The sequence below is a fragment of the Saccharomonospora iraqiensis subsp. paurometabolica YIM 90007 genome (assembly GCF_000231035.2).
Lineage (GTDB): Bacteria > Actinomycetota > Actinomycetes > Mycobacteriales > Pseudonocardiaceae > Saccharomonospora > Saccharomonospora paurometabolica.
In genome coordinates this window covers 3,739-4,514 of the sequence record NZ_KI912204.1, presented here as the reverse complement: position 1 = coordinate 4,514, position 776 = coordinate 3,739, and the positions used below count along the sequence as shown (strand labels likewise).

1 protein-coding gene is annotated in these 776 nt (G+C 77.2%); it reads right to left on the bottom strand.

Translation table 11 applies throughout. The features are described from left to right. Positions 1–776: amidohydrolase family protein (locus SACPADRAFT_RS25295; RefSeq protein ID WP_157577035.1), on the bottom strand; the 776-nt coding region annotated here is incomplete at both ends.

The following is a 776-nucleotide window of genomic DNA, read 5'->3' as shown; positions in this document are numbered from 1 at the left end:
GCAGGCCGGGCACGCGGGAGCGGGGGTCGGTGGACCAGCGTTGCACCCGGTTGTCCGGGGTGGCCACGACGAGGTCGTCGGCGTCCCAGACGGCGTAGTGGGCGGGGGCGCCGGGTACGAGGGTTCCGGTGACGCCGTCGGCGACCCCGGCGGCCCGGTGCCCGCCGCGGGTGTGGGCGTTGAAGGCGGCGCGGGCGGAGATCCCGGAGCCGGGGGTGCGGTGGTGCACGGCGGCGCGGACGGTGGCCCACGGGTCGAGGGGGGTGACGGGGGTGTCGGAGCCGAACGCCAGCGGCACGCCCGCGGCGGCGAGGGTGGACAGCGGGTTGAGTCCGGCGGCGCGGTCCGGTCCGAGGCGGGTGGCGTACATGCCGTCGGTCCCGCCCCAGGCGGCGTCGAACAGGGGCTGCACGGAGGCGGTGATGTTGTACCGGGCGAGAGTGGCGGCCTGTTCGGCGTCGACCATCTCGACGTGTTCGAGGCGGTGGCCGCGGCCGGCGAGGGCGCGGGCGCCGACGGTGGCCTCGGCGGTTTCGAGGCCGCGCAGCACTTCGGTGAGGGCGGCGTCGCCGATGACGTGGAACCCGGCCTGCAGGCCGTCGGTGGTGCAGGCGATGAGGTGTTCGGCGACGGTGTCGGCGTCGAGGTGGCGGTGGCCGGTGGTGTCCGGCCGGTCGGTGTAGGGCCGGTGCAGGGCGGCGGTGTGTGAGCCGAGGGCGCCGTCGACGAACAGGTCGCCGGCGAGACCGGCCGCGCCGTGCGCGGCGGCGGTGCCG